Below are 25,179 nucleotides of genomic sequence, written 5' to 3'. Positions count from 1 at the left end.
TACGACGGTGACGGCCCCGAATCCCTCGGGCTCCCCGCCGGCCCGCATCCGGCGCCCGCCCGGCGGCCAGGAGCATTGCCGCGCAGGCCGGCCAGGGCTCACCGGCCGGCGGGGAGACTGTCCATGAACGAACTGACGGAGAAGACGGCCTTCCCCGGGCCCGCCGGGCCGTATCCGGGCGGTGACGACAGGCCGTACTCCTCCATGGTCGAGCGATAGGCGTCGAGCAGTCTGATGTGGTATTCGAGCGGCGCCCCGTCGGGGTTCGTCTTCCCCAGGGGCGTCGTGGGCTCGGGACACCAGGTGGTGAATCGCGGGGTGATGCCGTGCGACATGAAGAAGCGCAGGCCCTCGGTGGTCGACGCGATGGCCTCGTCCACCGTCGTGAAGCCGAAGGGCTCTGCCATCTCCACTCCGGCGACGAAGTTGGGGATCACGTTGCGGGCGCCGAACACGTCGGCGGAGTCCAGGATGCGGCGGTGCCATTCGTCGCGCCCCACGTAGCGCTCCTTGCCCGGGCAGTACAGCTCGAACAGCCGACGGTCCCACACCTCGTAGTTGGGGTGGTAGATCTGCACTCCGTAGTCGTGGAAACGCTGGACGTCGTCCTTCGGGAGCGCCTGCGCGACGACCTTGCCGGTCCAGCGACCGGGGAAGCGCTCCTCGATCGCCTTGGCGTACTGCCCGTAGAAGTCGGCCTCGTCACGCCCCTGGAGGTGGGAGGTGATCGCGCCGCCGGTGAGCGTGTACGCGGTGGTCGTCCTCGCTGTGTCGTGGCGGTCGATGATCGCGAGGGCCTCCAGGACCTCCTCGACGTCCTTCACACCCGTGTAGGGACGGCCCGCCGCCTTGTGCTGGCGCCAGTTGTGATTGATGTCGCAGTACTGGCACTCCTCCTTGGCCCCGAAGTACTGGCAGACACGGAAGACCGTGAGATAGATCAGGTAACCCCACTGGATGGTGGGGGCCACCTCCATGACGGACTTTCCGTTGGCCAGCGTGTGCCGGTAGTAGTCCGGCATCGGGGGCAGTCCCACGTCGGAGATGCGCACCCCGTCGAGGTAGAGCCCGAGGACACCGTCGGATCCGGCCGCCACGCGATACGGCGAGGCGGGATTGACCCGCACCGACACGACCGTGCGGCGGAGCCCGTAGGGACCGCCGGTGAGCACGATCTCCTCGGGCGGACGGCGCAGGGCGGCGGCTCCCAGTTCGGGCAGCGTGCCGTGGTCGAACGAGAAGATGAAATACGACTTGGGCTTGATGTCGCCGTGTTCGTTGTCGCTGAGCGCGGAGTCGTCGAACGCCATGCCACCGCGCAACAGGTCCTCCTTGAGGACGGCCTCTCGCGGCACATGGGGGAACTGCTCCATGAGCCGCTCGACCAGACGCGTCCGGTCGCCGGGGGCGGCGGTGCGGGTGGGGCCGGGTTCGCTGGGGCTCGGCATGTGCGGGGCTCCTCGGGTCCGGTGTTCTGGACGGTGGTGCGTGTAGGCCACACTGTCCAACGAACCAGTACCGCCAACCGTTCGCACATGATCCGTCCGGCATCCGTGGGACGCCCGGCCGGCCGAGGACGAGGAGTACGTCCATGCCCCGCACCATGTCCGTATCGGACACCATCCTGATCCGGGCGGCTCCGTCGGCCGTGTACGAACAGGTGAGCGACCCCACCGCGATGGGGCGCTGGAGTCCGGAGAACCGGGGCGCGAGGGTGCTCGGGGAGCGCCGGGGAGCTCATGTCGGCATGGTCTTCGAGGGCCGTAACAAGCGTGGCTCCTTCCGCTGGACGACGAGGTGCACGGTGACGGCCGCCGACCCGGGCGAGCGGTTCGCCTTTCGCGTGCACGCGATCGGAGTGCGGCGCCCTCGACTGCCGGGGGCCATCGCCCTGTGGGAGTACCGCTTCGAGGCCGTGGACGGCTGCACCCGCGTCACGGAGACCTGGACGGACAACAGGCGGGCATGGCCCGACGTTCTCGCCAACATGTTCGATCGAGTGGCGACGCGCGGACACACGTTCGCCGAGTTCCAGCGCAAGAACATCCGCACGACGCTGGAGCGCCTCAAGGCCGCGCTCGACCAGGACGGCTCGGACGCCGACGCTGCGGCGAACGGCCCGCTCCGTGGATGAGGCCTGGGTCCGGCTGGACGTCCGGACCTTCGAAGCGGACCGATGGGCGACGTACAGCGACCGGTGCCGCGCCTCGGGGATCCGGCTGACCACGTTCGCGGAGGAGGGCGACAGCCCGCGGCACCGTCGCCGGCTGTACGAGCTCAACAAGGAGTGCGCCGCCGACATCCCCGGCAGGGGGCCGTTCTACTCGTACGAGGAGTACGTGCGCGAGCGCGTCGACGTGCCCTCCTTCGACGCACGCGGGGTGGTCCTGGCGCTGGCCGGCGACGAATGGGTGGGGATGGCCGCCACCTCCGACCGCCGCGCTCGGGGATACGTCTTCAACGAGATGACCGGGGTGCGGCGCGGCCGTCGTGGCGCGGGTGTGGCCGTCGCCATGAAGGTCCACGGAATGGGCTTCGCCGGGCTGTGCGGGGTGCACCTCGTCCGCACCGTCCACCATGCCGCGAACGCGCGGGTGATCGCCATGAACCGCATGCTCGGCTACGCGGACGCCGCTTGGGACGAATCCGGGATCTGAAGCCCGGCGTTCAGGACGGGCCGGGCGCGCTCGCCGTCCAGTGCGAGGGCCGGGCCAGGGACTCCGGAAGCCGTGTGGCGGCGTTGCCCTTCGCCGCGTTCACCTGGGCCTGGGTGAGGAAGAGGGCTCCGGTGAGATCGGCGTCGGACAGGTCGGCGTCACGGAAGTCGGCACCGATGAGCTCCGCACGGCGCAGGTCCGCTCCACGCAGGTCCGCCGCGATGAGGTAAGCGCCCCGGAGTTCGGCTCCGCGCAGATCGGCACCCCGAAGCCGGGCACCCACGAGGTCGGCACTCCGCCGGCTGCGCCTCCCGGACCGGGGAACGCCGGCGCGTTCGAGCTCACCGGCGCGCAGGAACAGGGCGGCGGTCCGGTCCCTGTGGGCGGACACGTCCAGCTCCGCCAGTTCCCCGGCGGTCAGGCGGGTGAGGCGTTCGGTCGCCTCGAGTGCGTCGCTGAGCTCCTCGCGCATCCCCGCGGCGGACGGCAGGGTGAGGGCTTCGGTGAGGTACCAGAGCAGTTCGTGGAGTTGCCGCATCACCGGGAAGACCTGGAACATCTGCTGGGCGGTGTCGGCGGACGAACGCCAGTCACGGCCCGCGTAGGTCTCCTGGGAGACCTTCTGGCCCGCGCCGAAACAGTCGTACACGGTGCAGCCGGAGAAACCCTCGGGCCGCAGCCGGTCGTGTATCCCGCAGCGGAAGTCGTCCGCCAGATTGGGGCAGGGGGTCCCCGCCTTCTTGTTGATCGCGAAGTCCGCCGACGCGGTCAGTGTCAGTGCGACGCAGCAGAGCCCGAAGCAGTTGGCGCAGTCGGCGCGCAGACCGTTCACCCCGGTGGCGGACGGGAGAGCGGTCGGGTCTTCGTCGGGCACGTGGTGAATCCTCCGGTGCGGCGTCGGTGCGGCGTTGTCCACCAAGCCTACGGGGCGCGGGGAGCGGGCTGGGCAGCCGCTGTCGGTGGGCAGGGGCACACTTGGCGGCGGAGTCCGGCAACGGTGGAGGAGGCGGTACGTGAGTGCGTCGCGGGAGGAGGGATTCGCGCCGGCGACCGGTGACGGTCCCATGGCGCCTGACGCTGCGGGAGACCGTGCCTTGGAGGTGCGGGCCGCCTTCGAGGCGATGCTCCAGATCAGGCGGGTGACCCGTCCGGAGCACCCGGATCCCGAGAGCGTGCCGGCGTCGTGGGAGCTGCGGCAGCCACTGCGTGCCGTGGCGTTGGCGCTGGAGGCCGCCGGGACAGCGGCGTCCGCGGTAGACCTGTCGGGGACGCGGACCGCCACGGGCTATCGCGTGTGCGGGAGCGGAGTTCCCGGCTCGGTGCGGGTCGAGTGGGCCGGTCCGCCGGGCAGTGGGGCCGCCCATGCGGAGGAGGAGGCACTCGCCGGATGCGCCACGGTGCTGCGACGGATGGGCTGGACGGTCCTGTTGTACCGCGGGCCGCGCCGACGACGCTTCCTCGAGGTCGAACCGCCCCCCGGTGCCCGCTCCTGAGCGTCCTTCAGCAGCGGCCGGAAGCGCGTTGTCAGACCCATGAGCGATGCTTGACGGTACGACACCTCTGACCGGGAGATGCTGAGATGCACCAAGCCGAAATCGCCGCGGCCCAGGCGTACATCCGTTTACTGGCGGCCACGCGAGCCGCGCTCGCCGACCCGGACGACGCTCCTCTGTACATGCAGCTGCTCGCCTCCCCGATCGAGGAGGCCGACGAGGCCCTGCGCAGCGCGGGCCTCGTGGGTAACGAGGACAGGCTCTTCGCTCTCGTGCGGCAGCTTCAGCCGAGCCTGACGGGCTCCGGTCGCTGACGGGTTCGGTCGCTGGCGGGTTCCGGTCGCGGTGGGCCCGGGTCACGGCGGGCTCCGGTCGCTGACGGGTTCCGGTCGCGGCGGGTGCCCACTCCCGGGGAGCCGAACGCGCGCATGCCGCTTCCCCGAGGCACCCACCGCGGCGGGCCGTCGGCTACCGGGCGCCGTACAGGAGCGAGCCGGGGGTGGTGAGGAGTTCGCCCGTCTCCAGCCAGGTCTTCAGGCCGGACAGGATCATCGGCCAACCGCCGTACAGCTCCTCGTTCGCTCCCTCGCGCAGCTCGTCGTGGGTGACGGTCAGCCGGCAGGAATCACCTACGGGCTCGATCTCCCAAGTGATCCTGGTCGGGCCCTCGTTCCTCACCTCGTCGCTCCAGAGCGCGACCATGCTCTGGACGAGCTTGCGCGGAGGGTCCACCTCCAGATTCCGCCCCTCGCCCAGTGGGCCGGGAGCGCCGGGAGCGCCCATCTCGAAGCGCGAGCCCTGGGTCCAGTCCGAGGTGACGCGGGCGCCGAAGTTGTACTTGCTCCTGATCTCGGGATCGGTGATCGCCTCCCAGAGGCGCTCGGGAGTGGTGCGGATGTATATCTCGAAGACCCTCTCCATGGCATTCTCCAGTTGGCTCTTGAGGTCGCTGAGCCCGGCCGCCCAAGGCTCCGCGTACTTGCTCACCCACCGGTCGTGGACGAGCCGGATGGGCACCGGATTCAGGAAGTGGAGCTTCTCCCGCCCCCGCCGTCGCGTGACGACCAGGCCTGCCGCCTCCAGCAGCTTGAGGTGCTTCATCACAGCGAACCGCGTGATCTCGAAACGGGCCTCCAGCGCACTCAGTGTCTGCCCGTCCTCGCGGAACAGCTCGTCGAGCAGACTGCGCCGCGTCGGGTCGGCCAGAGCTTTGAACACCGTGTCCATGAGTCCAAAATATGTGACCTTTTGGTCACCTGTCAACGCGGGACGGATGGTCGGGCCGTTCCGGTTCGACCTGATGAATTGATTCAAATGGAGAAGAAACCGACCTGACTGCTTGACGAGCAGCAGTGCCGAAATCTAGCGTACGTTCCAGATGAAACGATTCACATCCTCGATCCTGACAGGTCGCCGGATGACTCTGCTTACGAGGTGTTCATGTCTGATGTGTCGGCCGTCAAGGCAGCTCTGAAGTCCCAGGTCATCGAGACGCCCTCCTGGGGGTACGGCAACTCCGGGACCCGCTTCAAGGTCTTCGCCCAGCCCGGTGTCCCGCGCGACCCGTTCGAGAAGCTGGCGGACGCGGCGCAGGTGCACGCCTATACCGGAGTCGCCCCGAAGGTGTCCCTGCACATCCCCTGGGACAGGGTGGAGGACTACCCGGCGCTGACCCGTTACGCGGGGGAGCTCGGGCTGCGGATCGGTGCGATCAATTCCAACGTCTTCCAGGACGACGACTTCAAGCTGGGTTCGGTCACCCACCCCGATCCGAAGGTCCGCCGCAAGGCCACGGACCACCTGCTCGAGTGTGTCGACATCATGGACGCCACCGGATCGCCCGACCTCAAGCTGTGGTTCTCGGACGGCACCAACTACCCCGGCCAGGACGACATCTCGGTCCGCCAGGACCGTCTGGCCGAGGCGCTCGCCGAGGTCTACGAGCGTCTCGGCGACGACCAGCGGATGCTGCTGGAGTACAAGCTCTTCGAGCCCGCCTTCTACACCACCGACGTCCCGGACTGGGGCACGTCGTACGCCCACTGCCTCAAGCTCGGACCGAAGGCCCAGGTAGTCGTCGACACCGGCCACCACGCCCCGGGCACCAACATCGAGTTCATCGTGGCCTTCCTGCTGCGCGAGGGGAAGCTCGGCGCGTTCGACTTCAACTCCCGTTTCTACGCGGACGACGACCTGATGGCGGGCGCGGCCGACCCGTTCCAGCTGTTCCGGATCATGCACGAGGTGGTCAAGAACGGCGGCCTGAGGGCCGAGACGAACGTCAACTTCATGCTCGACCAGTGCCACAACATCGAGGCGAAGATTCCGGCCGTCATCCGTTCGGTCACCAACGTCCAGGAAGCATCCGCGAAAGCGCTGCTGATCGACGCCGAGGCACTGGCCGATGCGCAGCGCTCCGGGGATGTCCTCGCCTCCAACGGAGTGCTGATGGACGCGTTCAACACGGACGTGCGGCCGCTGCTCGCGGAGGTCCGCGAGGAGCTGGGCCTGGCGCGCGACCCCTTCGCGGCCTACCTCGCCTCAGGCAACCAGGAGCGCATCGCCGCCGACCGCGTCGGCGGGGAACAGGCGGGCTGGGGCGCCTGAGCCCTCTCCCCCGCAGGTCCAGCCGCACCCGCCCGCCCTCTTATCGAAGGAACCCTCATGACGTCCGCGACGCACGCCGAAGTCGCCGCGCTCCTGGAGCGCGCCCACCGGGTCGGCTCCGATCCCCGCAACACCAACTACGCCGGTGGCAACGCGTCGGCCAAGGCGACGGAGACCGACCCGGTCACCGGTGGCGAGGCCGAACTGCTCTGGGTCAAGGGCTCGGGCGGCGACCTCGGCACGCTGACCGAGGCCGGTCTCGCCGTGCTCCGGCTGGACCGGGTGCGAGCGCTCAAGGACGTGTACCCGGGGGTGGAGCGCGAGGACGAGATGGTCACGGCGTTCGACTACTGCCTGCACGGCAAGGGGGGCGCCGCTCCGTCGATCGACACCGCGATGCACGCGCTGGTCCCGGCCGCGCACGTCGACCACCTGCACCCGGACTCCGGGATCGCGCTTGCGTGCGCGGCCGACGGCGAGAAGCTGACCGCCGAGTGCTTCGGCGAGAAGGTGGCCTGGGTCGGCTGGCGCCGGCCCGGATTCCAGCTCGGTCTCGACATCGCGGCCGTCAAGGAGGCCAATCCGCAGGCCGTCGGCGTGGTCCTGGGCGGTCACGGCATCACGGCCTGGGGCGATACCTCCGAGGAGTGCGAGCGCAACGCCCTCTGGATGATCCGTACCGCCGAGACGTTCCTGGAGGAGCACGGCCGGGAGGAGCCCTTCGGCCCTGTGCTCCCGGGCCGGGAGGCTCTGGAGGAGGCCGCGCGCCGGGAGCGGGCCGCGGCCCTCGCCCCGGTGATCCGCGGGCTGGCGTCCACGGACCGGCCCCAGGTGGGGCACTTCACCGACGCGGCTCCCGTGCTGGACTTCCTCTCGCGCGCCGAGCACCCCCGTCTCGCCGCGCTCGGCACGTCCTGCCCCGACCACTTCCTCCGCACGAAGGTCAGTCCGCTGGTCCTCGACCTGCCGGCCGACACGCCGTTGGACGAGGCGGTCGCCCGTCTCCAGGTGCTCCACGAGGGATACCGGGAGGCGTACCGCGCGTACTACGAGCGGCACGCCGCCCCCGACTCGCCGGCCATGCGCGGAGCGGACCCGGCGATCGTGCTGGTGCCCGGTGTCGGCATGTTCTCGTTCGGCAAGGACAAGCAGACCGCCCGGGTCGCCGGGGAGTTCTACCTCAACGCCATCAACGTGATGCGCGGCGCCGAAGCCGTCTCCACGTACGCGCCGATCGAGGAGTCCGAGAAGTTCCGGATCGAGTACTGGGAACTGGAGGAGGCCAAGCTCCGCCGGATGCCTAAGGCGAAGGCGCTGGCCACCCGGGTAGCACTCGTCACCGGCGCCGGGTCGGGCATCGGCAAGGCCATCGCACAGCGGCTCGTCGCGGAGGGCGCCTGTGTCGTCGTCGCCGACCTGAACGCAGAGAACGCGGCCGCCGTCGCCGAGGATCTCGGAGGACCGGACAAGGCCGTCGCGGTGACGGTGGACGTCACGTCCGAGGAGCAGATCGCCGAGGCGTTCAAGGCCGCCGCGCTCGCCTTCGGCGGTGTCGACCTGGTCGTGAACAACGCGGGGATCTCCATCTCCAAGCCGCTGCTGGAGACCACGGCCCGGGACTGGGACCTGCAGCACGACATCATGGCGCGGGGTTCGTTCCTGGTCTCCCGCGAGGCGGCGCGGGTGATGCGGGCCCAGAACCTGGGCGGCGACATCATCTACATCGCGTCCAAGAACGCCGTGTTCGCCGGCCCGAACAACATCGCGTACTCGGCCACCAAGGCCGACCAGGCCCACCAGGTGCGCCTGTTGGCGGCCGAGCTCGGCGAGCACGGCATCCGGGTCAACGGGGTCAATCCGGACGGTGTGGTCCGTGGTTCCGGAATCTTCGCCGCGGGCTGGGGAGCACAGCGCGCGGCGACGTACGGCATCGAGGAGGAGAAGCTCGGCGAGTTCTACGCCCAGCGCACCATCCTCAAGCGTGAAGTGCTCCCGGAGCATGTCGCCAACGCCGTCTTCGCACTGACGGGCGGGGATCTCACCCACACCACCGGCCTCCACATTCCGGTCGACGCCGGTGTGGCGGCGGCGTTCCTGCGCTGACCACGTTCCACCTCGCCGCGCCCCGGGTGCTGTTCCGCGAACACCCGGGGTGCGGCTCTGCCCGGATCGGATGAGAATTCCATGTCTGCGACTTCACGACACGACCCGGTGTTCGCCGCGGTGGACCTGGGCGCCACCAGCGGCCGGGTCATCACCGGCAGGGTCGGGCCCGACGAACTGGTGCTGACCGAGGCGCACCGCTTCGCCAACACGCCGGTCCTGCTCCCCGACGGGCTCCGCTGGGACGTGCTCGCCCTGTACCAGGGCATGCTGGACGGGCTGCGCGCCGCTGCGCGCAGCGGCCCTGTGGCCTCGGTGGGCATCGACACCTGGGCCGTGGACTACGGGCTGCTGGACTCCGACGGATCGCTGCTCGGCCTCCCGTTCCACTACCGCGACGGGCGCAACGCCGAGGCCGCCGCCGAGGTGCTCGGCCGCTTCGAGCCACAGGAGCTGTACGCCGTCGGCGGCCTGCAGCATCTGCCGTTCAACACCGTCTTCCAGTTGGCCGCCCACCGTTCGACGGCTCAGTGGAAGGCGGCCCGGACCCTTCTGCTGATGCCCGATCTGCTGGTGTACTGGCTGACGGGAGAGGTGGGGGCGGAAGCGACCAACGCCTCGACGACCGGCCTGTTCGACGCACGCACCGGCCGCTGGTCCGACACGCTGATCGGGCGGATGGGGCTGGAGCGTTCGCTGTTCCCGACCCTGCGAGAACCCGGCGAGCGTGCGGGCACCCTGCTCCCGCACGTGGCCGCGTTCACGGGTCTGCCGGCGGGGACACCGGTGACGACCGTGGCCTCGCACGACACCGCATCGGCCGTCGCCGCGGTCCCCGCCACCGAGCCCGGCTTCGCGTACGTCTCGTGCGGCACCTGGTCGCTGGCCGGGCTCGAACTGGACGCGCCGGTGCTGACCGAGGAGTCGAGGGCAGCAAATTTCACCAATGAACGCGGTGTGGACGGCACGGTGCGCTATCTCCGCAACATCATGGGGATGTGGCTGCTGGAGGAGTGCCGCCGTACCTGGGAACGCAACGGCACTCCGACGGAGCTGCCGGGCCTCCTCGCCGACGCGGCACGTGCCCGGCCTTTCGGCGCCGTGATCGACCCGGACGATCCGGTGTTCCTGGCACCGGATGACATGCCGTCGCGGATCGACGCCGCTCTCACCCGGACGGGGCAGGGCACACCGGACGGCCCGGGTGGATATGTGCGGTGTGTCCTGGAGAGTCTGGCGCTGGCCCATCGCAGGACACTGCGCGAGGCCGCCGCTCTGGCAGGCCGCGAGCTGACACGGATCCATCTGGTCGGCGGTGGCTCGCGCAACGAGCTGCTCTGCCAGTGGACGGCGGACGCGACCGGTCTGCCGGTGACGGCGGGGCCCGCAGAGGCGACCGCGCTCGGCAACGTGCTGCTCCAGGCCCGGGCCCATGGCCTGGTGGGCGGGCCGGCGCACATCCGCAGGCTCGTCGCCCGCACCCAGCAACTGCGTCACTACACCCCGCAGGGCGGTTCCGGGGCCTGGGACGCTGCAGCGGACCGGCTGGCGGTACGCGTGTGAGGCGGAGCCCCGGCCCCCTGTGCCGGGGTCTCGCGTGCCCGGCGGCGGAGCCGGGCGGGCACGCGGGACCGCGGCCGGTGGGCAGGAACGGGAAACCGCGGCCGGTGGCCGGGCAGATGGATCAGACGGAGGCGAGGCCCAATTCCTGCTCGCCGAGCGGCTCGAAGTGGCGGGCCACGTCGGCGGCGGTGACGTCACCGGCTTCGGCGGGGCTCCAGCGCGGGGTGCGGTCCTTGTCGATGATCCGGGCGCGTACCCCCTCCACCAGGTCGTGGCCGGTGAAGGCCCGGCAGGAGACGCGGAACTCCTGGTCGAGGACGGCTTCGAGGCTGCCGAGCCCCTTGGCACGGCGCACTGCGGCCAGGGTGACCTTGAGCGCGGTGGGTGACGCGCCCAGGAGTTCGACGGCGGTCTCCTTCGCGGCGGGCAGTCCGCTGTTCACCAGCCGGTCGATGATCTCCTCGACGGTGTCGGCGGCGTAGCAGTCGTCGATCCACCCGCGGTGCGAGGCGAGTTCCCCCTCCGGGGCCGCCGACGCGTACCGCCGTACGATGTCCGTCGTCCCGGCGGGTTCCTCGCTCCGGGAAAGCTCGTTGGTGAGGTCGGCGAGGCGGTGCGACGGAACGAAGTGGTCGGCGAGGCCGCACAGAATGGCGTCGGCCGCGTCGACCGCACGGCCGGTCAGTGCGAGGTGCGTGCCGAGCTCGCCCGGTGCCGCGGCCAGCAAGTGAGTGCCGCCGACGTCGGGAACGAAGCCGATGCCTGTCTCGGGCATCGCGACGCGTGAGCGCTCGGTGACGATGCGGACGTCACCGTGGGCGGACACACCCACCCCGCCGCCCATCACGATGCCGTCCATGAGTGCCACGTACGGTTTCGGAAACCTCGCGATCCGGGCGTTGAGACGGTACTCGTCACGCCAGAAGTCCACCGAGGCCCGGCGGCCGGCCCGGGCGTCCTCGTAGATCGAACGGATGTCTCCGCCGGCGCAGAGCCCCCGGTCCCCGGCTCCGTCGATCACGACGGCGGCGACCGCGTCGTCCCCCGCGGCCAGCGTGAGCGCTTCGTCGATACGGCGGACCATGGAATGCGTGAGGGCATTGAGGGCCCTGGGCCGGTTGAGGGTGATGCGCAGGATGTGACCCTCGGTGTGCATCAGGACGGGCTCGTCGTCGTTCATGGTGTGCGCTCCGGTCAGCCGTGGACGGTCTCTGTGTGCCATTCTGCGACGGCGGACGCAGGCTCCTGGCGCCGGGTCCGCCGCTGTAGCGCTGTGGCACTCAGGCATCGCGGGCTCGACAATTGAGATTCACGGGCCGCGACGTCCAGCAGCCCCGCCGGACGACCTCCGGAGCAGGCATGACCGACTCTTCACGGCGAGCAGACGACGAAGCAGCGTCGCGGCTCCGGCTCGAACGGCAGCACGCCGGCGAGACGGGGATCGCGGAGCGCCTCGCCATGAACCGGACCGGCAGCTTCGAATGGGACCTGGATGCCAGGACCGTGGACGTCGACGAAGCCGGGCTGACGGTCTTCGGCCTGAATGCGGCGACCTTCGAGAAGTCCCCCTCGGCCGTGATCGACCTTTTGGACGCGACTGACCGGGCGCGCCTGGAGACCACGATCGACGAGGCGATCTCCAGCGGGAGCAGTTCGTACAGCGTCCACTTCCAGGTGCCCCTGGAGGACGGGACCCGCCAGTGGACCCATGTCCAGGCACGGATCCTGCGCTCCGAGGACGGCCGGGCACACCGCGTCATCGGTGTGGTGCGGGACGCGACGGCCGAAGTCACCCATTCGGCCTTCGTGCTGGACCTGGAAAAACGCCGTCGCCACCAGACCAACGTCGTCGAACGCACCACCGCCGCAATGTCACGCGCTGTGACCGTCGACGACGTCACCGCCGCTCTCACCGGCCCGGGCGGCCTGGTCGGTATCGGCGCGGACGGGCTGGCGCTCGGCCTGGTCGAGAACTCCGCGCTGAGGATCATCGCGCTGAGCGGGGAGTCGGTGGAGGTCCTCGAGGGCCTGGGCTCGGGGCAGCTCGACGCGACGCTTCCCCTCGGGGACACGATCCTCAGCGGGCGCCCCCGGTTCATCAGCTCGCTCGGTTCACTGGTCCGGCGCTATCCCGTGCTCGAACCGCACATCGGCGCGCTGAATTTCAGCGCCGTCGCCTATCTGCCGCTGATCGCTCAGGCACGGTCACTGGGCGGACTCGCTCTGTTCTACCGTGAACGAACGGCGTTCACTGCGGATGAGCGGATCCTCTGTCTGGGGCTGGCCGCCATCGTGGCCCAGTCCCTGCAGCGGGCCATCCTCTTCGACGAGGAGCGCGAATTCGCCACCGGCCTCCAGTCGGCCATGCTCCCGCGGCGGATCCAGGAGATCGAGGGCGGCGAGATCGCGGTCCGCTACCACGCCGCATGGAGCGGGCGCGAGGTCGGCGGCGACTGGTACGACGTGATCACACTCCCCAGGGACCGTATCGGCATCGTGGTGGGCGATGTGCAGGGCCATGACACGCACGCTGCGGCGATCATGGGTCAGCTCCGCATCGCCCTGCGCGCCTACGCCGCCGAGGGGCATCCTCCGGCGACCGTTCTGGCGCGGGCCTCCCGCTTTCTCGCAGAGCTGGACACCGACCGGTTCGCGACGTCGACGTACGCCCAGGTGGATCTCGCCACGGGGGCGGTCCGGGTGGCACGCGCCGGGCACTTCGGGCCGCTGATCAGGCACACCGACGGGCGGGTCGGCGTCCCGCAGGTGCGCGGGGGTCTTCCGCTGGGCATCTCCACTGATTTCCGGGACGAGGAGTACCCGGAGACCCGCCTCGACCTGGTGCCCGGCGAGACACTCGTGCTCTACACCGACGGGCTGGTCGAGGAACCGGGAGCCGACGTGGACGCGGGTGTTGCGGCCCTGATCCATGAGGTGAGCGACGGGCCGGACGGCGCCGAGGCGCTGGCCGACCATCTGTCGGACCGGTTGTGGGAGCGGTGGGGGTCGGGCGACGACGTGGCACTGCTGGTCCTGCGGCGCAGCCCGGACCTCGGGTCGCCGCGCGCTCCCCGCCTGCACCAGTACATCCATCAGGCGGATCCGCAGGGGCTCTCGGAGGCCCGGTCGATCGTGCGTCAGGCTCTGACGGACTGGGACCTGGCCGGTCTGGCGGATGACGCGGAGCTGGTCACGGGCGAATTGCTGGTCAATGTGCTGCTGCACACCGAGGGCGGGGCGGTGCTGACGCTGGAAGTGCTGCCGGAGCCCGTGCGGCGCATCAGACTGTCGGTCCAGGACCGTTCGAGCGTCTGGCCCCGGCGCCGCACTCCGGGCGAGACGTCGACCTCGGGGCGCGGTCTGCTGCTTCTCGACGCGGTCGCGGAACGCTGGGGCATCGAGCCCCGGGGGGAGGGCAAGGCCGTCTGGTGCGAAATCGGCCCCGCGTCCTGACGCCGTGAGGGCAGTGCGGGACTCCGCCTTCGGCAGAGAACGCGACAGGGGCGTACGGCAACGAAGTCGATGCGGTACGCCCCCACCCGGCCCTCCGGTGTTCAATCACCGTCTGCCGGAGTGCCCGGACGCGTCAGTGCTGCGTGCTGCGGCGCTTGCGAACGGACCACAGGATGCCACCGCCGGCGAGGAGAACCGCGAGAGCGGCTCCGCCGATGACGGGTGTGGCCGACGACGAACCGGTCTCGGCGAGGTCCGGCGCGGTGCTGCTCGACTCGGACGGCGCGGGCGCGGCCTCAGTGGCGGTCTCGCTCGGCGTCTCGCTCGGCTCGGGGGCCGAGGTCGGCGGCTCGGTGCTCGGAGCCTCCGAAGGCGTCTCCTCGGTCGGGGTGGGCGACGGGCTGTCGTCCTCGCAGACCGGAGCAGTCTTCGTGTCCTCGACGGAGTACTTGCTGTTGTCCCCGGCCTTGACGACCAGGCGGACGGTCAGCTCCTTGTCGTGCTTCGGGAGCTGGAGCGGCGTCTGCGTGCTGTATTCCCGGCCGAACTGGGTCGTCGGAAGGAGCACGTCGCCACCCACGACGGAGACCGTCACCTCATTGGTGGCGCTGCCCGAGTAGGCCGTCAGGTTGAGCGTCACTTCGGAGCAGGTCACGGCCCAGGTGGGTGTGTGAGCTGCGGCCGGCCCGGCGGAGATGACCCCGCCTGCCAGGCCGACTACCGCGGCGGCCGCGAATGCTCCCGCGCCGCGCCACGATCTCCTGGGTATGGTCATCGATTCTTCCTCCATATGAATGCACCGCTGGAATGGCGGTGGGGCGCACAGTACTGCCCTCTGCCCCAAAGGGCGCACCCGCCCCATGCCTCAGCGATATGCCAACCATGTCCAGAACAGCGCTACTTGTAACATTCCGGACACGCCAGGATGGCCGGAAGCCACTGCCCTCACCGGGACGCCGGAGGTCTGTGAGGTGTCTTCAGAGCGACTTGTGCATGATGTGCAGGCCCACATAGCCCTGGGTGGGGTGCTTGAATCCCTCGGGAAGGGTCCCGATGACCTCGAAACCGAGGGACCGGTACAGCCGCACGGCGTGGGTGTTCGTCTCCACCACGGCGTTGAACTGCATGGCGCGATAGCCCGACGCACGCGCCCAGTTCACGGTGTACTCGCACAGCGCCCGGCCCACACCCCGGCCGGAGTGCTCCGGCGCGACCATGTAACTGGCGCTGGCGATGTGCGAGCCGTTGCCCATGTGATTCCTGTTCATCTTGGCTGTACCGAGCACCGTCCCGGCCTCGTCGACCGCGACGACCGTGCGGTTCGGCTCCGGGAGGAACCACCAGCCCCGGGCCGTGCCCTCACCGAGATCGACCGGGTAGGTGAAGGTCTCCCCCGCGACGACGACAGCGTGGAAGAACGGCCAGATCGCGGGCCAGTCCTCGGGGGTGGCGTCTCTGATCAGCATGGGCCCAAGATGCCTGGTCGCACCGCGCCGTGCAATCGCTTTAACGATCTTCACGCCCGGGCCTGCGCAGCCCGATCCGGGCCAGCAGCGCCCGCGCCGCACCGGGCCTCGCACCGGGGCGGCCCGGCGCCGGGCCGGGCCGCAGGGAAGCGGGCCTGGCCCCACTCACCACCGCTCCGCCAGGCACCGGGCGGAACGCGGGTTCGCATCCGGGTCGCGGGGCAGGGCGGATCTCGCGCGCCCGATCGAGCTCCATCGTCAGATTCACCCGGCGCCACAGGATTTCGTCCGGATCGTCCGCCAGCATCAGCTTCACCACGGCCTCCCTTCCGGCCGGCGACCCCGGTCGGCCGAAGGCGTGATCCGGCAGCACGCGGGCCAGATAGGCACGCTCGTACGGATCCTCCACCACCTCTGCGAGCTGCACCGGATCCAGAGCGGACGCCTGCAGCGCGGCGCGCGCCCACGGGTCCGCCGCACGGTTCAGCAACCGGTCGATCCTGCGCGAACGCCAGTTGCGCGCACGCCAGTCGGTGCCCGCCTCGAGCATGGTGCGCATCCCCGCCGGGCTCTTGGCCGCGACCAGATCGGGTTCCCGCGCGGCGAAGGCGAGGAGCTCGTCCCTCAGATAGAGCCATACCACCGCGCGGTAGCGGTTCAGGTAGAACGCGACCGGTGAGACGCAGCCGATTCGGGCGAGGCCCGTGAAGCGCACGGGGCTGATTCCGAGCAGGGCGGCACCTTCCGCCGTGCCTGCGGTACGCACCTGGTCCCGAAGCGATTCGGGGAACCCGGGCCGTGCGCGCAGCCGGTCGATCTCCTGCCGGCGGAACCGCGGCCTCGCCCCGCCGGTCGCCGGCTCAGCACCGATCAGGCCCAGATGGACGGCGAGATCGAACTCACCGCGTTTCAATGTCAGTTCCTGAGCTGCACGACCTGCCGACACACACTCCGGCTCCGCCGCGCCGGCGGCGGGCCTACGAGTGTCTTCCGTAACGTTCATGGCTTACCTCCCCCGTGAGTCGAATTACTCTGTGTGACCACGGTAGCCGGGGGAGGAAAATGTCGCCGAGCCTGTGGACAACTCCTACTTGTCCGCGGAAGGGCAGGTCAGAGGCGGTCGATACTCTCGACGCCCTGCCGTGCCGTCACACCGAGGTGTTCACCCACGCGATTGACCAACAGGGTCATCTCGTAGGCGACCTGGCCCACATCGGCTTCGGCCGCACTCAGGACGCAGAGGCAGCTGCCGTCGCCCGCCGCCGTCACGAAGAGCAGCGCCTCGTCGAACTCCACCATGGTCTGACGTGCTCTTCCTGCCCCGAAGTGCCGCCCCGACCCCCGGGCCAGACTCTGCAGTCCGGACGAGACCGCCGCCAGGTGTTCCGCGTCCTCGCGGGCCAGGCTCGTGCTGGCACCGGTCACCAGCCCGTCGTTCGAGAGCACCAGCGCGTGCCGGACGTGCTCCACCCGGCTGGTGAGATCGTCAAGAAGCCAGTCAAGTCCCCGGTCCAGCGCCATGTGCTCGTCCTCCCCGTTCATCCGTTCCCCACGTTCCGCGCAAGCCTTGCGCACGGCTCCCCTGCGGGCAAGCGCCTCCCCGCCCCGGAGGCGCTGCTTCGCGCCACGGCCCGACCGCGGTCGAGGGCGTGCTCCCGGCGCACGTCGTGGACCGGGACGACCTCGCCCTGCCCCGGTCTCACCCCGGGCCGGACGCCTGCCCGACCGCGTCGAGGAGCCGCGCGGTGTGCATCCGTCCGGCGTATTCGACCATGCGGATCAGGACCTCCTTCCCGGAGGCGCGGTCGCGCGCGTCGCACAGGACGACTGGTGTCCCCCCGTCCAGATCCAGTGCGCGGGAGACGTCGTCCTCGGCGTAGGTCCGTGCGCCCGTGAAGCAGTTGACGGCGACGACGAACGGGATGCGCCGGTGCTCGAAGTAGTCGACGGCCGGGAAGCAGTCCTCGAGCCGCCGTGTATCGGCCAGGACGACGGCTCCGAGCGCACCCTGCGAGAGTTCGTCCCACAGGAACCAGAACCGGTCCTGTCCCGGCGTGCCGAACAGGTAGAGCGACAGCCCCGAGCGGATCGTGATCCTTCCGAAGTCCATGGCGACCGTGGTGGTGGTCTTCTGATCCACCCCGGCGGTGTCGTCGACGGACTGCCCGGCCTCGCTGAGGAGTTCCTCGGTCCGCAGCGGCCGGATCTCGCTCACCGCGCCGACGAGTGTCGTCTTGCCGACCCCGAAGCCGCCGGCGACAAGTATCTTCAGGGCGAGGGCTCCGGATTCTTCCTCGGCTGGGCTGTCCACATGCTCGGAGGGCATCGATCACTTCTCTCGCGAGTGCCGTCAGTAGGGGCGACAGCATGGCAAGCAGAGGCAGTCACCGAAGCGGGTGAACGGATTTTGACTTATGTGGCCGGACGGGTTCGTCCCGTGCCCGGTCGGAATCGAATTCCTTCGTGAGTGAGCGGTGCGCATGACCGTTACCGGAGCGCTCAGAGCGCCCGGAGGCCGTCGATCACCTCACGCAGGATGCGCTCGTCGGGCAGCAGCGCGGGCGGCACGGGCCTGCTGACCCGGACACAGCCGGCCTCCAGCAGGTCTCCGAGAAGCACCCGCACCACACCGACGGGCAGATCGGCGTCCGCGGACAGTTCCGCGACCGACTGGATCTCCTCGCGGCACAGGGCGAGCAGCGCCCGGTGCTCGGGGCCCAGCAGCGCCTCACCCTGCCGGTCATCCGCGCAGTCGTCGGCCGCCACGAGGGCGATCAGGTCGAACCGCACACCGGTGGGCCCCGGTTGCGTCCGGCCACCGGTGACCGCGTAGGGGCGGACCAGCGGGCCCGCCTCGGCGTCGTACCACTGGCTGCCGAGCGGTACGCCGTACTCGGCCGGGGGTCCGCCGTCGCCGCCCGGAGGTACTCCGTGCTCGCCGCCCGCCGGCACACCGTCCGCGCTCCCCGGTGGACCGCCCGTGCTGTCCGGCGGCACTCCGCCCTCGCTCATCCGCACGTGCCCGTCCTCAGCCCGTCGCCGGTGGTCCGGCGAGCCTCACCGGGGTGGCGAGGTGCTCGCCCACCCGCTTCACCAGGCGGGCCATCTCGTACGCCACGAGGCCGATGTCCGCGAACGCCGTACTCAGGACGGTGAGACAGGAGCCGTCCCCCGCAGCCACGACGAACAGGAAGCCGTCGTCCATCTCGACCATCGTCTGGCGTACGTTCCCGACTCCGAAGTGCCGCCCCGTGCCCTTCGCCAGGCTGTTGAAGCCCGATGCCACGGCAGCGAGGTGTTCGGCGTCCTCGCGGCCCAGCGCATGGGAAGCGCCGACGGCGAGACCGTCGTTGCTCAGGACGACGGCGTGCCGGATGTCGGCGATCCGTGCCACCAGATCGTCCAGCAGCCAGTCGAGTTCGCCGGAGCCTCGGGAAGCCCGTCCGGGCCTCTCGTTCACGATCATGTCTGCTCTCCTTCGGTGTACCGGCGGAACGGGGTTGCGGGCCCGGGGGCGGAGCAGCCGTGGGGGTCGCTCCCCGGCGCTGCCCCGCCACCGCGGACCCAACCGTCGCGGTAGGCGGTCATGCGGTCGCGTGCCAGTTCCGGGGTGCGGCCGGCCACGGTGGCCGACCCGGTGGAATGCTGCTCGTCCTCCTCCCGCTTCAGCTGCTCGCGCAGTTGGGGTACGAGGCTGGCCTGCCGGACACGCCGGGGTAGCTCACCGTCCTCCTCGGCGGAACGCGCGCGCCGGCGGAGGGTGGTCACGGGGGCGGCGCCGGGCCGGGGTTCCGTCCGGCCGCCGGCTTCCGCGCCCGGTTCCAGGGCCGGAACGGCGACGGGTGCGGGGACCGCGACGGGGCGTGGGCGTGGGGGGCGCGGCCCTGCGTCGTCGCCGGCCACGGCTGTCGACCGGGCCGCGGCGTCCGCCGGACCGGCCGACGATCCTTCCGGAAGCCCGTTCCGGAGGCATGCCGTCGGCAGCAGCACCACCGCGGTCGTTCCCCCGTAGGGGGAGGTGCGCAGCTGCACCTTGATGTGGTGGCGGGCGGAGAGTCTGCTGACGACGAAGAGCCCGAGCCGGTCGCTGTCGAAGAGGTCGAGGGTCTCGGACTGCTCGATGCGCCGGTTCGCCTCGTCGAGCAGTTCCCTGCCCATGCCGAGCCCACGGTCCTCGATCTCCAGGGCGTACCCGTTGCCCACCGGCTCCCCGCTGATCCGCACCTTGGTGTGGGGCGGTGAGAACTGCGCCGCGTTCTCCACGAGTTCGGCCAGCAGATGGGTGAGGTCGGCCACGGCCGCGCCCTTCACACCGGCGTCGGGCAGCGCCCTCACCTCCACGCGCGCGTAGTCCTCGATCTCCGAGACCGCCGCGCGTACGACATTGGTCAGTGGTACGGGCATCCGCCAGGCGCGCCCGGGGGCGGCGCCGGAGAGGATGATCAGGCTTTCGGCGTGCCGCCTCATGCGGGTCGTGAGGTGGTCGAGGCGGAACAGGTCACCGAGTTCGCCCGGGTCGTCGGCCCGGCGTTCCATGCCGTCGAGGAGGGCTAGCTGGCGGTGGACGAGGACCTGGCTGCGGCGGGCCAGGTTCACGAAGACCCCGGAGATGCCTCCGGCGAGTTCGGCGCGTTCGACGGCGGCGTCGAGGGCGGCGCGGTGCACGACGTCCAGGGCCTCGCCCACCTGGCCGATCTCGTCGTGGGACGTTCGCCCCGCCGGGGCCTCGGCCCGCACGTCGATCTCCTCACCCGCGCGCAGCCGCCCCATGGCGTGCGGCAGTTTGCGCCACGCGATCTCCAGCGCGCTGTCGCGGAGGCCGACGAGTTCGACGACGAGCCCGCGGCCGATCCGTACGGAGATCACCAGCGAGGCGGCGACTGCGAGGAATCCGAGGAGAACGGCTGCCCCGGACGGGCTGAACAGCGCCCGTGTGAAGGGCCCCGCCCGGTCGGCAGCCCGGGCGCCCGCTCTTGTCTCGATGGCGCGCATCGCCGTGCGCACCGTCGCCGTGTCCCTCTCCCAGGCCGCGGGCACCGCCGTCGCCGCGCGCCTTCCGGGCGGTGCGGCCAGCACCGCGTCCTCGGCCGCCGTCAGCCGCCGATAGGCGCCGCGTTCGTCGAGGGCGCGCCAGGCCTCGCGCCCGGCGGCGGGCAGATCGTCCCCGGCCGCGTCGGCCAGCGTCCGGCGGGTCGCCACGGCGCCGGTGAACAGGCGCAGTTCTTCCCCTCCGAGTGTGCCGGTCAGTACGGCCGACCCCAGCAGCGACTCCTCGCGTGCCAGCATCTCCCCGCTCCTGGCCAGTTCGAGCAGGACCCGGGCCTCGGAGCCCGTTGCGGCGTCCTGGGTTCCGGTCAGGGCGCCCGAGACATCGAAGGCCGTGGTGATCGTCCCGGTGTACCGGGTGTACGCGGTGCGTATCTCGGCGTCCGCCGGCCGGGAGGCGCCGGTCCCCTTCCCGGACATGCCCAGGAGACGGGTGCGCAGGGCGCCCAACTGCTGGGCGCGGTCGAGGAACGTGGTCAGCCGGGCAGCAGCTCCTGCGGGAAGAGTGCCGGCGTCGGCGACGGTGTGTTCGTCACCCAGGCGCAGGTCTTCCAGCGCCGCGTCCGTCCGCGCGGCCCGTTGCTTCAGGGTGGCCGCGTGGCCGGCTCCGGGTGCGGCCAGCTGGCGGAGCGCGGCCGTGCGTTCGCTCTGCAGGGCGCCGACGGCCGAGGTGACCGGAGCCCGCACCGTGCTGTCCACACGCTGGACCTCGCGCAGGCGTGCCACGTCCTGGGCCGTGGTGACGGTGGCGAATCCCCAGAGGGCGAGGAGCGAGACGACGGGCACCATCAGCAGCGAAATGACCTTGGCTCGTACGGTTCGGGGGCGCAGAGGCCCGCCTCGCGGCGGAGGTCCGCCGGGCGTGGGCGGGCCCGCCTCGTGTGCGTGGCGTTCGTCCGCGGGGGCTCCGGCGTGTGCGCGTCGTCCGCGCGGCGGTGTCACGGGCCCGTCTGCGTCTGCGCCGGGTTCCGGGGTCGTCGTGCGGGATGTGCGCATGGCCTCCTCGTTCCGAGTGGGGAGCTCTGTGCCCCGAATGCTGTGTACGACGGGGGAACCACGGGTTCGGGGACCGTCAGGGAGCCCCCGCCCTCGCCGGCCGCTCCGCGGGGGCGTCGTCGGGAGTCGGGGTCGCTGCATGCGAGTCGTGGGCCCGGGCGGCCGGAGAGAGGGCGACGAACGCCGAGGTGAGGAAGAGGTACGACCCCAGCCCCACGGCAAGGGGAAAGATGAACTGCATCACCGTCGCGCCGGGCAGTGCGGATCCCGACGGCGCGACCCGGACTCCGACGGCCAGCATGCCGGTGTAGTGCATGCTGCTCACCGCCGCGCCCATGACCAGGGACGCGAGCGCCACGGCTCCCGGCGACTTGATGTTCAGCGCCGCCCACAGCGCAGCGGTGGCCGCGACGACGGCGATGCCGACCGACACCCCCACCAGCAGCGGGTCGTAGGCGACCGTGCCGTGGAGACGCAGGGCGGCCATACCGAGGTAGTGCATGCTGGCGACGCCGAGGCCGGTGGTGAGACCGCCGGCGAGCAGGGCCCGCGAGCGGTCGCGGCTGTAGCCGACCGTGAAGACGCCCGCCCCCACCACCAGCATGGCGACCAGCAGGCTGAGGAGGGTGAGCGGCACGTCGTAACGGATGTCGGTGCCGGTGACACCGAATCCGAGCATGGCGACGAAGTGCATCGTCCAGATGCCGGTGCCGAGGGCGGAGGCGGCCGTGAGGAGCCAGTTCCGGCGCGAACGGCCGCGGGTGCCGAGTGCGCGCACGGTACAGCGCAGTCCGAGCGCGGCGCCGATCGATGCCATCGCGTACGACAGCACGGGTGTCAGCCAGCCGAAGGTGGCGTGGTCCAGGTGTCCCATGGATCCGGGACGCTAGCCCGCTCCGGGGCGCGTACCAGGGGCGCATTTCGAAAGGTGTTGGGATATGACAGAGAGATGTTCCCGAACGATCGGGCAGCGTTCGAACGTGCGCACCGCCTCGCGTCGTTTCGCTCGGGTGCGGACTGCGCGATCATGTCCCCATGGCCGACGACCAGACGCACGTCCAGGACTTCTTCACCCCGCGGGCAGCAGCCTGGGACAGTCGCTTCCCCGATGACGGCCCGGTCTACGCCGCCGCCGTCGGCGAGCTCGGCCTGCGTCCCGGCGGGGCCGTGCTCGACGCGGGCTGCGGCACGGGGCGGGCCCTGCCGGCGCTGCGGAAGGCGGTCGGACCCGGTGGGGCGGTGCTGGGCGCCGACCTGACACCGCCCATGCTGGACGCGGCAACGCGCGCAGGCAGAGGAACGAGCGGCGCGCTGCTGCTCGCTGATGTCGCCCGGCTCCCGCTGCGCACCGGCGTCCTCGACGCCGTCTTCGCCGCCGGCCTGATCTCGCATCTCCCGCAGCCGGCGCGAGGTCTCTCGGAACTGGCGCGCGTGGTGCGCCCGGGTGGCCGGCTCGCGCTCTTCCACCCCATCGGGCGTGCGGCGTTGGCCGCACGGCACGGCCGGGACGTCTCCGACGACGACCTCAGGGCGAAGCCCCGCCTCGCGCCGCTGCTGGCGGACGCGGGATGGCGACTGGACGCGTACACCGACGAGGACAGTCGCTACCTGGCGCTGGCCGTGCGCACCGGCTGAGCGGTCGCCGTGGCACCGGCGGCCGCCACCCGCCTCACTCGTCCGGTGCGCCCGAGGCCCGTCCGTGCGGCACGGGGCAGCCGCGCACTCCCGGAATGGGGAACGTACCGAGCCGGGCGATCTCGTAGCCCTCCCGGTAGCCCTTGATCTCGGGGTTCTGCCGGGCGTAATGGGCCCTGGAACGCGGCGGCATGAGACGTACGGCGCGTGCTCTCAGACGCAGCGCGCCGCGGGTCAGACCCCGGGCGACGGGGCCCGGCCGCTCGTACCGGAACGCCCGCAGCAGCGAGTCGTCGAGCAGGGCGAGGCTCGCGCTGCGCACGGCGGGCGCCAGCGGCCGCGGGTACCAGGAGCCCATCAGGGCCAGCGTGGCGTCGGAGACGGTGCGCGCTCCCTCGTCCCAGCCGAAGTGCTCGTCCTCGTAGGAGTCCAGGGCGTGCTCGAACTCCTCGTACGTCCGCGGCACGTCCCGGATTCCCATGCGGGTACCGAGCGTGCGGTAGTACGCGGCGAAGGCACGCCGCTCGTGGGCGGACAGCCTTCGCCAGCCGTACCTGTCCAGCCAGCGCTTGGGGGTGACCACGAATGTGCACAGCACATACCGCATGTCGTCGTTGCTGATGTCGTAGCTGCGGTGCATCCGGTTGATCCGGCGGACGGCCGCGCGGCCGTGCTCGCTGTCGAAGCCGTGCTCGACGACGGCGTCGAGCAGGAGTGCGGTGTCGTCGTACCTCTTCTGTGAACGTTCCGTCAGTTCCCCGGTCTCGGCCAGCAGCCGGCCGATGCTGGGGACCGCGTACGTGCGGAACAGGGCGAGTTCGAGGGCGCGGGTGATGTCCCAGGGGAATTCGTAGGTCACGGTGAGGCGGTAGATCTCCAGGAAGTCCCGCTCCGGGTCCAGACGCTGGATCTCCTTCAGCCGTGCGTACCGCTCCACCATGCTGTCCCCCTCGTCGGCCGGTCTCACCACCTTAGGGGTGACCGGCGGACCGGGACCACGGCGCGAGGGGTGCCGTGGCGAACCCCCGCGGCCGGTCGCGTTCTCCGGATACGTGGCCGTTATCCCTTGTCAGGGCCTCGACGACAGGGTTACCGAGTAGTTAAGGTGCGCCGACGGACCAAGCGATCTGGGATGAGGGTGGGTGCTGTGGCAGGGACGGACGACACGGTCGCCGAGGACGACGCGCTGTTTGTGCTGACCGCGGTGCTGCTGACCCCCGCGCAGTTTCCCAGCGTGCTGGGGGACGACTACGTGGCCGCGTGTGCCGCGCTCGGCCTCGAGCCGTACGCCGAGGGGTACGGACTCGTGCTCGGCCAGGACAGCGGGGGCGCCCGCTGGACCGTCGTCGTCGAGGACGTCTCGCTGGTGGCCGTCGCCATCGCCTCGTGGGACTGCGGGATGGAGTACGACCTCTCCCCCGACGACCGCTCGGTCGTCTGCGCCCTCCCGGGATGGCCGCTCGCACTGGCGGTGGCCGCTCCAGGGGTCCCCGAGCCGCACGACCCGGAGCCGGACCCTGATGCCGAGGGAACCGCTCCGGCTCCTCTGACTCCCCCGGACACCGAGGTCTGGGGCGCGGCCCAGCGGCGACTCGGCGCGGACGAGATCGCCCTGCAGTGGTCCGCCTGGCGCGAGCAGATCGACGACGAGACAGCGTTCGGCAGGCCGGACGGTGACGCCCGGGAGGGGCAGCCGGCCGGTGGCGCGACGGAGGACGCCGAGGGCCGCGGCGCCAAGGACGACGGAGACGCGGAGGAGAACGGCTCCGGGCGGCACCCCGGGGTGCGCAAGGTGCTCGAAGCCGCCCTCGCCTACGTGGCGACCCCTCCCCCGCCCGGCCGGATCCGATCGGCGTTCGCCCCCGGCGGTGCCCGCACGCTGCGTGTCGACGGCCCCGGCTGGTCCCTCGTCGCCCGGACCGACGACATCGCTTTCGTCCTGCTGGACGAGGAACCGGGCGAGGTGCTGCCCGTCGGCCGGGGACCGGCGCTCCCGGGACTGCTGAAGTCGCTGGACGAACTGGCGGTCCGGCCCGCCTGAGCAGGTGCGCGAGGGAGCCGTCGACAGTGCCGCCCGTCCGCGCGGCCGACGAGGCCGTCCGACTCGTCCGGCGGAACCGGCACACCGGAAGGGCCGGCGCCCGAGGCGGCTCGGATCCA

The 25,179-nt window shown here is 70.9% G+C and carries 24 protein-coding genes; 10 read left to right on the top strand and 14 right to left on the bottom strand.

The genetic code is table 11. The features are described from left to right. Positions 1 to 98: 98 nt before the first annotated feature. Positions 99 to 1,448 carry a radical SAM protein gene (locus ACFUNE_RS06150; RefSeq protein WP_383562790.1) on the bottom strand — a complete coding sequence of 450 codons (1,350 nt, stop codon included), beginning with the start codon at positions 1,446 to 1,448 and terminating at the stop codon, positions 99 to 101. Positions 1,449 to 1,591: 143 nt separating this feature from the next. Here ACFUNE_RS06150 and ACFUNE_RS06145 point away from each other — a divergent pair, with 143 nt between their 5' ends. Beyond that, entirely contained in the window at positions 1,592 to 2,134 is a 543-nt protein-coding gene (locus ACFUNE_RS06145) for an SRPBCC family protein (protein WP_383562787.1), read from the top strand. Next, positions 2,127 to 2,657, top strand: a complete 531-nt coding sequence (locus ACFUNE_RS06140; protein WP_383562784.1) for a GNAT family N-acetyltransferase — start codon at positions 2,127 to 2,129, stop codon at positions 2,655 to 2,657. Before ACFUNE_RS06145 ends, ACFUNE_RS06140 begins: the two co-directional genes overlap by 8 nt. A 10-nt stretch (positions 2,658 to 2,667) precedes the next feature. Here the strand turns inward: ACFUNE_RS06140 and ACFUNE_RS06135 are convergent, their stop codons facing one another. Next, a complete protein-coding gene (locus tag ACFUNE_RS06135) occupies positions 2,668 to 3,531 on the bottom strand; it encodes a pentapeptide repeat-containing protein (RefSeq protein WP_383562781.1) in 864 nt (287 codons plus the stop codon). Positions 3,532 to 3,670: 139 nt separating this feature from the next. On the opposite strand from ACFUNE_RS06135, the gene ACFUNE_RS06130 reads away from it, so the two are divergent. Beyond that, positions 3,671 to 4,150 carry a hypothetical protein gene (locus tag ACFUNE_RS06130; protein ID WP_383562778.1) on the top strand — a complete coding sequence of 160 codons (480 nt, stop codon included), beginning with the start codon at positions 3,671 to 3,673 and terminating at the stop codon, positions 4,148 to 4,150. Positions 4,151 to 4,236: 86 nt separating this feature from the next. Then, on the top strand, positions 4,237 to 4,464 hold the full coding sequence (locus ACFUNE_RS06125; RefSeq protein WP_383562775.1) for a hypothetical protein: 228 nt from the start codon (positions 4,237 to 4,239) through the stop codon (positions 4,462 to 4,464). A gap of 154 nt (positions 4,465 to 4,618) precedes the next feature. Here the strand turns inward: ACFUNE_RS06125 and ACFUNE_RS06120 are convergent, their stop codons facing one another. Continuing rightward, positions 4,619 to 5,377: an ArsR/SmtB family transcription factor gene (locus ACFUNE_RS06120; RefSeq protein ID WP_383562772.1), complete on the bottom strand. Its 759-nt coding sequence runs from the start codon at positions 5,375 to 5,377 to the stop codon at positions 4,619 to 4,621. Positions 5,378 to 5,590: 213 nt separating this feature from the next. Between ACFUNE_RS06120 and rhaI the strand changes: the two genes are divergently transcribed. The 3 genes from rhaI to ACFUNE_RS06105 all read left to right on the top strand — a co-directional run bounded on the left by rhaI (position 5,591) and on the right by ACFUNE_RS06105 (position 10,423). After that, positions 5,591 to 6,757: an L-rhamnose isomerase gene (gene rhaI, locus ACFUNE_RS06115; RefSeq protein ID WP_383562769.1), complete on the top strand. Its 1,167-nt coding sequence runs from the start codon at positions 5,591 to 5,593 to the stop codon at positions 6,755 to 6,757. A 57-nt stretch (positions 6,758 to 6,814) separates the two neighbouring features. Next, positions 6,815 to 8,860 carry a bifunctional aldolase/short-chain dehydrogenase gene (locus tag ACFUNE_RS06110; protein WP_383562766.1) on the top strand — a complete coding sequence of 682 codons (2,046 nt, stop codon included), beginning with the start codon at positions 6,815 to 6,817 and terminating at the stop codon, positions 8,858 to 8,860. A gap of 81 nt (positions 8,861 to 8,941) precedes the next feature. After that, positions 8,942 to 10,423, top strand: coding sequence for a rhamnulokinase family protein (locus ACFUNE_RS06105; protein WP_383562764.1), 1,482 nt, complete (start codon positions 8,942 to 8,944; stop codon positions 10,421 to 10,423). A gap of 121 nt (positions 10,424 to 10,544) precedes the next feature. Here the strand turns inward: ACFUNE_RS06105 and ACFUNE_RS06100 are convergent, their stop codons facing one another. After that, a complete protein-coding gene (locus ACFUNE_RS06100; protein ID WP_383562761.1) occupies positions 10,545 to 11,603 on the bottom strand; it encodes an enoyl-CoA hydratase/isomerase family protein in 1,059 nt (352 codons plus the stop codon). A 179-nt stretch (positions 11,604 to 11,782) separates the two neighbouring features. Between ACFUNE_RS06100 and ACFUNE_RS06095 the strand changes: the two genes are divergently transcribed. Next, positions 11,783 to 13,876: a SpoIIE family protein phosphatase gene (locus ACFUNE_RS06095; protein WP_383562758.1), complete on the top strand. Its 2,094-nt coding sequence runs from the start codon at positions 11,783 to 11,785 to the stop codon at positions 13,874 to 13,876. 133 nt (positions 13,877 to 14,009) lie between these two features. On the opposite strand, the gene ACFUNE_RS06090 is transcribed toward ACFUNE_RS06095, so the two are convergent. The 9 genes from ACFUNE_RS06090 to ACFUNE_RS06050 form a co-directional block, all read right to left on the bottom strand. Further along, complete coding sequence (locus ACFUNE_RS06090) at positions 14,010 to 14,651, bottom strand: LAETG motif-containing sortase-dependent surface protein (protein WP_383562755.1); 642 nt, start codon at positions 14,649 to 14,651, stop codon at positions 14,010 to 14,012. A gap of 202 nt (positions 14,652 to 14,853) precedes the next feature. Beyond that, complete coding sequence (locus ACFUNE_RS06085; RefSeq protein WP_383562752.1) at positions 14,854 to 15,342, bottom strand: GNAT family N-acetyltransferase; 489 nt, start codon at positions 15,340 to 15,342, stop codon at positions 14,854 to 14,856. A 40-nt stretch (positions 15,343 to 15,382) separates the two neighbouring features. Next, the gene (locus tag ACFUNE_RS06080) at positions 15,383 to 16,345 is read right to left on the bottom strand and encodes a DUF6397 family protein (RefSeq protein WP_383562749.1); all 963 of its coding nucleotides are present in this window, start codon (positions 16,343 to 16,345) and stop codon (positions 15,383 to 15,385) included. A 107-nt stretch (positions 16,346 to 16,452) separates the two neighbouring features. Continuing rightward, complete coding sequence (locus ACFUNE_RS06075; RefSeq protein ID WP_383563070.1) at positions 16,453 to 16,863, bottom strand: roadblock/LC7 domain-containing protein; 411 nt, start codon at positions 16,861 to 16,863, stop codon at positions 16,453 to 16,455. 178 nt (positions 16,864 to 17,041) lie between these two features. Further along, positions 17,042 to 17,668, bottom strand: a complete 627-nt coding sequence (locus ACFUNE_RS06070) for an ATP/GTP-binding protein (protein ID WP_383562746.1) — start codon at positions 17,666 to 17,668, stop codon at positions 17,042 to 17,044. A gap of 173 nt (positions 17,669 to 17,841) precedes the next feature. Then, complete coding sequence (locus tag ACFUNE_RS06065; protein WP_383563067.1) at positions 17,842 to 18,354, bottom strand: DUF742 domain-containing protein; 513 nt, start codon at positions 18,352 to 18,354, stop codon at positions 17,842 to 17,844. 16 nt (positions 18,355 to 18,370) lie between these two features. Then, positions 18,371 to 18,808 (bottom strand): roadblock/LC7 domain-containing protein, encoded by a 438-nt coding sequence (locus tag ACFUNE_RS06060; protein ID WP_383562743.1) that lies wholly within the window; start codon positions 18,806 to 18,808, stop codon positions 18,371 to 18,373. After that, positions 18,805 to 21,384: a nitrate- and nitrite sensing domain-containing protein gene (locus tag ACFUNE_RS06055; RefSeq protein WP_383562740.1), complete on the bottom strand. Its 2,580-nt coding sequence runs from the start codon at positions 21,382 to 21,384 to the stop codon at positions 18,805 to 18,807. Before ACFUNE_RS06055 ends, ACFUNE_RS06060 begins: the two co-directional genes overlap by 4 nt. Positions 21,385 to 21,460: 76 nt before the next feature. Then, positions 21,461 to 22,258, bottom strand: coding sequence for an MHYT domain-containing protein (locus tag ACFUNE_RS06050; protein WP_383562737.1), 798 nt, complete (start codon positions 22,256 to 22,258; stop codon positions 21,461 to 21,463). 161 nt (positions 22,259 to 22,419) lie between these two features. Between ACFUNE_RS06050 and ACFUNE_RS06045 the strand changes: the two genes are divergently transcribed. After that, positions 22,420 to 23,019 carry a class I SAM-dependent methyltransferase gene (locus ACFUNE_RS06045; RefSeq protein WP_383562734.1) on the top strand — a complete coding sequence of 200 codons (600 nt, stop codon included), beginning with the start codon at positions 22,420 to 22,422 and terminating at the stop codon, positions 23,017 to 23,019. A 34-nt stretch (positions 23,020 to 23,053) separates the two neighbouring features. On the opposite strand, the gene ACFUNE_RS06040 is transcribed toward ACFUNE_RS06045, so the two are convergent. Beyond that, positions 23,054 to 23,959 (bottom strand): oxygenase MpaB family protein, encoded by a 906-nt coding sequence (locus ACFUNE_RS06040; RefSeq protein WP_383562731.1) that lies wholly within the window; start codon positions 23,957 to 23,959, stop codon positions 23,054 to 23,056. A gap of 207 nt (positions 23,960 to 24,166) precedes the next feature. Between ACFUNE_RS06040 and ACFUNE_RS06035 the strand changes: the two genes are divergently transcribed. Continuing rightward, on the top strand, positions 24,167 to 25,060 hold the full coding sequence (locus ACFUNE_RS06035) for a hypothetical protein (RefSeq protein ID WP_383562728.1): 894 nt from the start codon (positions 24,167 to 24,169) through the stop codon (positions 25,058 to 25,060). Positions 25,061 to 25,179: the final 119 nt, after the last annotated feature.

The organism is Streptomyces sp. NPDC057287 (assembly GCF_042667905.1).
Taxonomy (GTDB): Bacteria; Actinomycetota; Actinomycetes; order Streptomycetales; family Streptomycetaceae; genus Streptomyces.
The sequence above is the reverse complement of the archived record's forward strand: the minus strand, read 5'-3'. Positions and strand labels throughout refer to the sequence as shown.